This window comes from Nostoc sp. WHI, from assembly GCF_015714725.1.
In the GTDB taxonomy this organism is placed as follows: Bacteria; Cyanobacteriota; Cyanobacteriia; order Cyanobacteriales; family Nostocaceae; genus Nostoc.
Genome location: NZ_WBKM01000379.1, coordinates 1 through 7,232, shown reverse-complemented (window position 1 = coordinate 7,232; position 7,232 = coordinate 1). Strand labels below are relative to the sequence as shown.

Here is a 7,232-nt window from a genome sequence, read left to right as displayed (position 1 = left end):
GCAGGGGAGCAGGGAGACAAGGGGGAGTTTTTCCAATGACTAAGGACTAATGACAAATGACAAAAATTCGTATTGGTAACGGCTATGATATTCACCGACTGGTGAGCGATCGCGCTTTAATTTTAGGTGGAGTTCAAATTCCTCATGAATTGGGTTTATTAGGTCACAGTGACGCTGATGTGCTGACCCACGCGATCATGGATGCCATGCTTGGGGCATTATCTTTGGGAGATATTGGTCATTATTTTCCGCCTAGCGATCAGCAATGGGCGGGGGCAGATAGTTTAGTACTATTAACTCAAGTACATCATCTGATTTGCGATCGAGGCTGGCAGATCGGAAATATTGACTCGGTAGTAGTAGCAGAACGTCCAAAATTAAAACCGCATATTCACAATATGCGCGACAAACTAGCGGCGGTTTTGGAATTAGAACCAAATCAAATTGGCATCAAAGCTACCACTAACGAAAAATTAGGCCCTGTTGGACGTGAAGAAGGTATATGTGCTTATGCTGTTGTCTTGCTAGTTGCTTCAGAGTGATTTTTCTTTACTGCATCAGTAAAGATATTGAAGACTCACGAGGATAGAAATCAATGATTTATAGTGAAAAACAAACCTTAACTTGGTGGGAAGTTAGAGCGTTACAAGCTACAAACATAGAAGATATAGACTTTCCTGATATTGTTGCTGTAGACAAAGAGGATCAAATTATTCTCATAGCTGAAGTTAAAGGTTTACCATTCAATTTTCAAGAAACAAAGTCCAAAAAATATGCTATTTTACGGCTGATTGATTATTTACAAGCTGCAAAGATAGTGATTCCCTTTGCTATGCTTGCTGATGTAAATAAAATTCTGATTTTTCAATGGGATGGCAATAATTTATCAGAGCCAATTCTCAATCTTAATACTGCTGATGTGCTTAGTGATTACGAGCCAAAATTCCGCAACAAAAGGATATTTAGTCTTTACCTTAAAGGTCTGATAGAAGCCTGGATAAGTGATTTTTGCTATCACTGGAAGTCAGAAATACCGCCAGCATCTAAGGAGATAGCAGAAATAGGTTTGTCACAGTTATTAAAAGGTGGAATTACTCAACCTTAGGTACTATTGGCAGTGATACTTTACGTAGAAACAAACTTTTTAATGAGTATTGCTAAAGGACAGGATGAACTAGCAGAAAACTTTCTCCAAAATACACCTATCTCAGTATCCTTAGCAATACCCAGCATTTGTTATGTAGAATCTTTAGCGACCTTAGAGCAAGAAGACAAATACAACGAGGATTTTATTAGGCGATTAGACATTCAAGTTAACGAAGCTGCAAGAGATAAAACTTCACAAAATGCTCAATTAGTTGTTAATTATTTGAAACAAGCTAAGATTAGTTTTTTGGAACGTACTAATGACACAGAAAAACGTTTTGATATAGCCTTAAACCAGCTTTTTATCAAAGCAGAAGAGATTCCGTTAACAACAGAAATCATTAATGAAAGTCTCGCTATAAATATCCTTGAAAAGCATTTTATGGATAAATTGATTATAGAGTGTATAGTTTACTATGCACGCTTAAATCAAGATGAAATAAAAGTATTTTTAAGTAGCAATTCTAAAGAATTTAGCAGACGTGAAGTTATAGAGATTTTACGAGATAGTGGCATTCAGTATTTTAATAAAACTCAAAACTTCCTTGGTTGGCTACAATCTCAATCAAATTGATTACACGATTTGCGGATTGAAATTATGAAAAAAATTAGAATCTATTTTAGTGTTTTCGGAGAAATGAATCATTGAAAAGCAAAGCGCTTGACCAATTCTGCTGCGCTTTTTTTGCTGTGTTGCAACTACCATTTTCATTAATCCGACCAATTAGCTTATTCGGGCATTCTTGGCGAATTTCAGATAGTTTATCAAACCATCTGGGATGATTAATACAAGTTGCTCCGTCTGGTTGCCAAGCTGCCTCAAAAACCATCTTGTTGTTGAGAGTTGGTTTTTGAATATTTAGCACATCATGTACGTCAATTAAAGCCCCATCTCTAGTGTGAGCTTTACCGTTACCACAGTAATCAGCACGTACCATGCGAGTACAAGCTTGGTGATAGTCTCGGAGTGGTTTTCCTTGGAAGCTCTTCCAAGGCTTATAGCCAAAGCGAACGCATTTAGCCAGCGCCCCATTTGTACAACCAAATGTGAAAATATCACTTGATTCTATATGTTTTCCGGTTTCATCCCACGAACCGGAAAGTGAAATCGCCTTAGCAACCTTGTTGACATCGGGCTGACATAAATTTTTCCATTGAGAATCAGTTTGATCTTGATAAAAAACTGTGTAAAGATATGTCTCTTTTTCGGGATCTTTTGTATCTAGTTCTACATTTTTAATTTGAAATTTCTGTTTTCTTCCCTGTTCATCAAATGCTATTAATTCTGTTCCTTTTAAATCTTTACCTTTGATAATTACAGTTTTTTCACTAGCAATTGATGGTTTCGCCTGTGGTTGAACATTTTTAGTACAGCTTAAAAGCGATATTAATAAGATGATAATTAAACTAGCTATAAGTAGTTTTTTCATAGCTTGAATGCTCCAATAAAGAACATTCTGATTTATACCAAATAAATAAACTTTTGCCCTTTAGACAGTTATCTTAGAAATAAAAAATCCATTAAAAATTAGACGTAAACCCTTTTAACCTTCAGTTTCAGAGGGGATAAAAGGGTGTACTACGAATTATATGAGACTGGTATAAAATCTTTTCCTTGCAGGTAAAAGACTACTAATATGGGGTTTAAACCCTACAATAACACCTATTTCACGCCAACCCTTTGTACAGCAACCAACTGTCCACCTTCAACTTTGAGGCTTTGCAGTTGGGTTCCTTGCAAGGTCAAACCGTTTAGCTTAGTGCCGTTTAGACTAGTGCCGTTCATAGCAAGTCTAGCATTAGCTACTCCACAAAAAGCTATAGTAGACAATGCGGCGGTGACACCAATCGTTAAAAGGTGGTTTTTCATAAAAAATCAGCCTCGAAGAGTTTTGTATATAATTTTAATATCAAAATTATGCATGAATGTAGAATTTTGATATAAAATTTTACATATTACATATATTATTTAGAATTATTGCATAAATATTTGCGCTTACCCTAAATCCCTCTGCCAAACTTGAGCTATCCATGACTCAGATATTTCTTAACATTTCAAATATAGCAATCCTGAATTATTGGTGAGAAACAAGATCCCCAACTTATGTAAAAAGTCGGGGATCTGCGGATTGCAATTCTAAAAAATCAAATAGGATTGCTATAGCAATAACTCACGTTCCGCCTATCGCTTATAGCATTGACCCTAATTAGACAGAATTCCAGTAGATTTATTTAATTCTATGAAATCAGCATCCATTTTTTTTACAATTAAACGTTTTTGGTTGCCATTAATTCTTACTTCAGTAACAGCACTTATAGTTACTGCCTGTAACCCAACTAACTTCAAAAGCGCGGCTGCTCAAGTGCCGCAAATCGTCACCGCAGTTTTGAGTGAGCCTTCAACTTTTAACTATGCTCTGAATGAGTCGGCATATAGCGTTTTTGGCTTCATCTATGACTCATTGATTAATGAGAATCCCGTAACCACAAAACTAGAGCCTGGTTTAGCAGAATCTTGGGAAGTTTCTAAAGATGGGCAACGAATTGTGATCACACTGCGATCGCAAATTAAGTGGTCAGATGGTAAACCAATGACTGCTGATGATGTTGTTTTTACTTATAACGAAATCTACCTCAATCCTAAAATTCCCACCTCCTTAAAAGATGCTCTAAAAGTTGGCGATAAAGGTACTTTGCCAACGGTGAAAAAAATTGATGAGCGGCGGGTTGAATTCAGCATACTTGAACCATTTGCTCCTTTTTTAAGATATGTAGGTGGCATTCCAATTATGCCTGCCCACGCTCTCCAAGAAGCGATTCGCACAACTGGATCTGATGGGAATCCTAAGTTTCTCTCAATGTGGGGAACAGGCACAGATCCGAAACAGATTGTTGGCAATGGCCCTTATGTAATGGAGAGTTATGTTCCCAGTCAGCGAGTCATATTTCGGCGCAATCCATACTATTGGCGCAAAGATGCTCAGGGCAATCTTCAGCCTTACATTGAGCGCATTGTTTGGCAAATTATCGAATCCACTGAAAACCAATTGATAAGTTTCCGCTCTGGGCAATTAGATGATTTAGAAGTTCCTCCTGAAGGCTTTAGTTTACTAAAGCGAGAAGAAAAACGAGCGAAGTTTAAAATTTATAACGGCGGGATTGATACAAGTACGACTTTTATTGCTTTCAATCTCAGTAAAGCTAAGAATTCTCAGGGTAAGCCTTTAGTAGATCCAATTAAATCTAAGTGGTTCAATAAAAAAGAATTTAGACAGGCTATAGCCTATGCACTCGACCGCGAAACGATGAAAACAAATGCTTTTCGGGGACTCGGTGAATTGCAAAATTCATTTGTTTATGTCAAAAGTCCCTATTCCCTTCCTCCAGATAAAGGGTTAAAAGTATATAATTTCGATCCAGAAAAAGCGAAGAAATTACTATTACAAGCTGGGTTCAAATTTAATGCCCAAAATCAGCTTTTAGATACTGATAGTAACCGAGTTAGATTTACCGTATTAACGAATTCGGAAAGAAAAGTTAGAGGAGATATGGCATCTCAAATCAAACGGGATCTCGGTAAGATTGGGATTCAAGTGGATTTGCAAATTCTCAGCTTCAATTCTTATCTAGAAAAACTGAAAGTTACACAGGATTGGGATTGTTACCTTGGAGGATTTCTTGGAGGCGGTATTGAACCCCACAGCGCTAGCAATATCTGGAGGATTGCTGGTGCATCCCACGCCTTTAATTTGGGGCCACAACCGGGAGATCCACCGCTAATTGGCTGGGAAGTTTCCGACTGGGAAAAGCAAATTGACAGCCTTTACATTAAAGGCGCACAAGTATTAGATGAAAATAAGCGCAAGGAGATTTATTATGAATATCAGCGCATCGCCTCAGAACAGTTGCCGTTTATTCATTTGGTAGAAAGGTTGAATCTGCAATCGGTGCGCGATCGCTTTCAAGGAATTCAATATACTGCTCTTGGTGGCCCATTCTGGAACCTCTACGAACTAAAAGTAGTTGATTAGGCATTGGGCATTGGGCATTGGTTATTCACAAAGGATAAATGACAAAGGACAAAGGACAAATAACCCATGACCAATGAAAAAGCTTTGCGATCGCTCCTCGAAGGAGTTGCCAATGGTAAAGTTACCCCAGATACGGCATTCGACTCACTCAAAGACTTAGCCTATGAATCTGTGGGTGAGTTTGCCAAAATTGACCATCATCGCGCCCTCAGAACTGGTTTTCCAGAGGTGATTTGGGGCCCTGGTAAAACGCCCGATCAAATTGCTCAAATTATCGAGGTGATGCGCCTCCGTAATCCGGTGGTGATGGCAACTCGCATTGAACCAGCAGTTTATGCCGCACTGGAATCAAAAGTTAGCGGTTTGCGATATTACGAATCGGCGCGAATTTGTGCGATCGCTCCTCCTACTATCGAACCACAGTTCGAGGGTGAAATCGGCATTCTTTCTGCTGGTACCGCCGATTTACCCGTTGCTGAAGAAGCAGCTGTAACTGCTGAACTTTCTGGTTTTCGCGTCCAACGCCTCTGGGATGTTGGCGTTTCTGGGATTCACCGTTTATTGAGTAACCGCCACCTGATTGAGTCAGCATCGGTGTTGATTGTCGTGGCGGGGATGGAAGGCGCTTTACCTAGCGTTGTTGCTGGTTTAGCGAGTTGTCCTGTGATTGCCGTACCTACTAGCATTGGTTATGGCGCAAGTTTTGGCGGTCTAGCCCCTTTATTGACAATGCTTAACTCTTGTGCTGCGGGAGTAGGCGTAGTAAATATCGATAATGGTTTTGGCGCAGCAGTTTTGGCGGGGCAAATTTTGCGGACAGCCGAGAAATTAAGCAAATTTTATTCACCTTGAGAGTCGATTTCTGTCATCTTGATCTGGTTAATTTGTTCTACGGATAACCCGGTAACTCTTACCACTACTTCGATAGACATTCCCTCGCGTAGGAGATTGATAGCTACACGGCGAATACCTTCTTCAATACCTTCTTCAATACCTTCAGCTCGACCTTCAGCAATAAGTGCTTGATAAGTGACTGACTCCTGCATGAGTTCCTTCCGCAGCAACTGTTGAATAATCTCTTTGTTCAATACTAGCCCAGCGAGAACAAACGCTGATGCTGCAACATTACTTTGTATACGTTGGTCGTTGATCTGAGAAATCTGAACAGCAACTTGTCGTAACGTCTCAGTCGGATTATCGGCTTGGCTTAAAACCGCAAATGGTAGCAATCCTGGGGATTGAAAAAAGACATTTGTTGGTTGTTCCCAAAGGCGAATAACTTGGAAGCGATGGAAGGTGTCTTCTAGAGTGAATGTTGTTTGTTGCACCAGTTCGGAATTAGTCTTTTGCAGATAAATCACCACTTGGCGCATTTGCTTGCGAGGAAAACGGCGATATACTCGTAGCCGATAATCAATCATCCGAAATGGAATATCGACTTTAGGCTGCGTTTGAAATTCTATATGAAGTACAACTTCCTCAGATTGGAGTAATATCAGCGCATCAGCGCGGATTGGTTCTAAGGAAAGTTCTGAGGGACTTAACTTGGTGAAGGTTATGGGTTCTCCTAGCAGCCAGGTGGCAAAATCACTGGCGAAGGTTTCTACAAGAAATTTGCAAACACTATCAAACATGAGGAGATTTTACCAGGCGATACAGTGATCTGTTTGACTCCAAGCGGTTAATTACTGGACATCATCTGCAAGTAGAGGTTATGACATAAAAATCTTCTCGGTGACTAAGTATGAACTACTTAAATGATTTGATGTCTCCTTTACTTTGGCATTTGCCTGTAAATTTGATAACACTAGCACAAACAATTACTGACCCAGACCTGATGGGTCAGATTCAAAAATCTTGGAACCACTTTATACAGACAGGTCAAGTGTGGGCATTGTTGATTGGTTTAGTCATTGGCTATATCATTCGGAATCTAACTAGCTACGGTTAAATCTAGGGGGGAGTGGGGAATAGGGAGTAGGGAGTAGGGAAATCAGGAAAATTATCTTCCTCCTCATTCCTAAATCATCATTCCCCATTCCCCACTCCCCACTC

Annotated in this window: 9 protein-coding genes; 6 read left to right on the top strand and 3 right to left on the bottom strand. The window is 39.5% G+C overall.

Going from position 1 to position 7,232, the window contains the following annotated elements:
• Positions 1-56 precede the first annotated feature (56 nt).
• From ispF to F8S12_RS39385, 3 genes are read left to right on the top strand one after another with little or no spacing between them, the layout of a single operon-like run.
• Positions 57-542: a 2-C-methyl-D-erythritol 2,4-cyclodiphosphate synthase gene (gene ispF, locus F8S12_RS39395; RefSeq protein WP_196521722.1), complete on the top strand. Its 486-nt coding sequence runs from the start codon at positions 57-59 to the stop codon at positions 540-542.
• 53 nt (positions 543-595) lie between these two features.
• Positions 596-1,105: a hypothetical protein gene (locus tag F8S12_RS39390; RefSeq protein ID WP_196521721.1), complete on the top strand. Its 510-nt coding sequence runs from the start codon at positions 596-598 to the stop codon at positions 1,103-1,105.
• A gap of 12 nt (positions 1,106-1,117) precedes the next feature.
• A complete protein-coding gene (locus F8S12_RS39385) occupies positions 1,118-1,720 on the top strand; it encodes a PIN domain-containing protein (protein ID WP_331001495.1) in 603 nt (200 codons plus the stop codon).
• Positions 1,721-1,766: 46 nt separating this feature from the next.
• On the opposite strand, the gene F8S12_RS39380 is transcribed toward F8S12_RS39385, so the two are convergent.
• Both F8S12_RS39380 and F8S12_RS39375 read right to left on the bottom strand, forming a co-directional pair.
• Positions 1,767-2,576 carry an ADYC domain-containing protein gene (locus F8S12_RS39380; protein WP_196521719.1) on the bottom strand — a complete coding sequence of 270 codons (810 nt, stop codon included), beginning with the start codon at positions 2,574-2,576 and terminating at the stop codon, positions 1,767-1,769.
• A gap of 233 nt (positions 2,577-2,809) precedes the next feature.
• The gene (locus F8S12_RS39375) at positions 2,810-3,016 is read right to left on the bottom strand and encodes a hypothetical protein (RefSeq protein ID WP_196521718.1); all 207 of its coding nucleotides are present in this window, start codon (positions 3,014-3,016) and stop codon (positions 2,810-2,812) included.
• A gap of 370 nt (positions 3,017-3,386) precedes the next feature.
• Between F8S12_RS39375 and F8S12_RS39370 the strand changes: the two genes are divergently transcribed.
• Both F8S12_RS39370 and larB read left to right on the top strand, forming a co-directional pair.
• Entirely contained in the window at positions 3,387-5,177 is a 1,791-nt protein-coding gene (locus F8S12_RS39370) for an ABC transporter substrate-binding protein (RefSeq protein WP_196521717.1), read from the top strand.
• Positions 5,178-5,243: 66 nt separating this feature from the next.
• Positions 5,244-6,029 carry a nickel pincer cofactor biosynthesis protein LarB gene (gene larB, locus F8S12_RS39365; protein ID WP_196521716.1) on the top strand — a complete coding sequence of 262 codons (786 nt, stop codon included), beginning with the start codon at positions 5,244-5,246 and terminating at the stop codon, positions 6,027-6,029.
• Here the strand turns inward: larB and F8S12_RS39360 are convergent.
• Entirely contained in the window at positions 6,017-6,811 is a 795-nt protein-coding gene (locus F8S12_RS39360) for an Rpn family recombination-promoting nuclease/putative transposase (RefSeq protein WP_196521715.1), read from the bottom strand. The genes larB and F8S12_RS39360 overlap by 13 nt on opposite strands.
• 110 nt (positions 6,812-6,921) lie before the next feature.
• On the opposite strand from F8S12_RS39360, the gene F8S12_RS39355 reads away from it, so the two are divergent.
• Complete coding sequence (locus F8S12_RS39355) at positions 6,922-7,128, top strand: hypothetical protein (protein ID WP_196521714.1); 207 nt, start codon at positions 6,922-6,924, stop codon at positions 7,126-7,128.
• Positions 7,129-7,232: the final 104 nt, after the last annotated feature.

Excerpts from the sequence above, each read along its gene's own strand:
- ispF (WP_196521722.1), top strand. The coding sequence starts at position 57 with ATGACAAAAATTCGTATTGGTAACGGCTATGATATTCACCGACTGGTG.
- larB (WP_196521716.1), top strand. The coding sequence starts at position 5,244 with ATGACCAATGAAAAAGCTTTGCGATCGCTCCTCGAAGGAGTTGCCAAT.
- F8S12_RS39380 (WP_196521719.1), bottom strand. The coding sequence starts at position 2,576 with ATGAAAAAACTACTTATAGCTAGTTTAATTATCATCTTATTAATATCG.
- F8S12_RS39370 (WP_196521717.1), top strand. The coding sequence starts at position 3,387 with ATGAAATCAGCATCCATTTTTTTTACAATTAAACGTTTTTGGTTGCCA.
- F8S12_RS39360 (WP_196521715.1), bottom strand. The coding sequence starts at position 6,811 with ATGTTTGATAGTGTTTGCAAATTTCTTGTAGAAACCTTCGCCAGTGAT.
- F8S12_RS39355 (WP_196521714.1), top strand. The coding sequence starts at position 6,922 with ATGAACTACTTAAATGATTTGATGTCTCCTTTACTTTGGCATTTGCCT.
- F8S12_RS39375 (WP_196521718.1), bottom strand. The coding sequence starts at position 3,016 with ATGAAAAACCACCTTTTAACGATTGGTGTCACCGCCGCATTGTCTACT.
- F8S12_RS39390 (WP_196521721.1), top strand. The coding sequence starts at position 596 with ATGATTTATAGTGAAAAACAAACCTTAACTTGGTGGGAAGTTAGAGCG.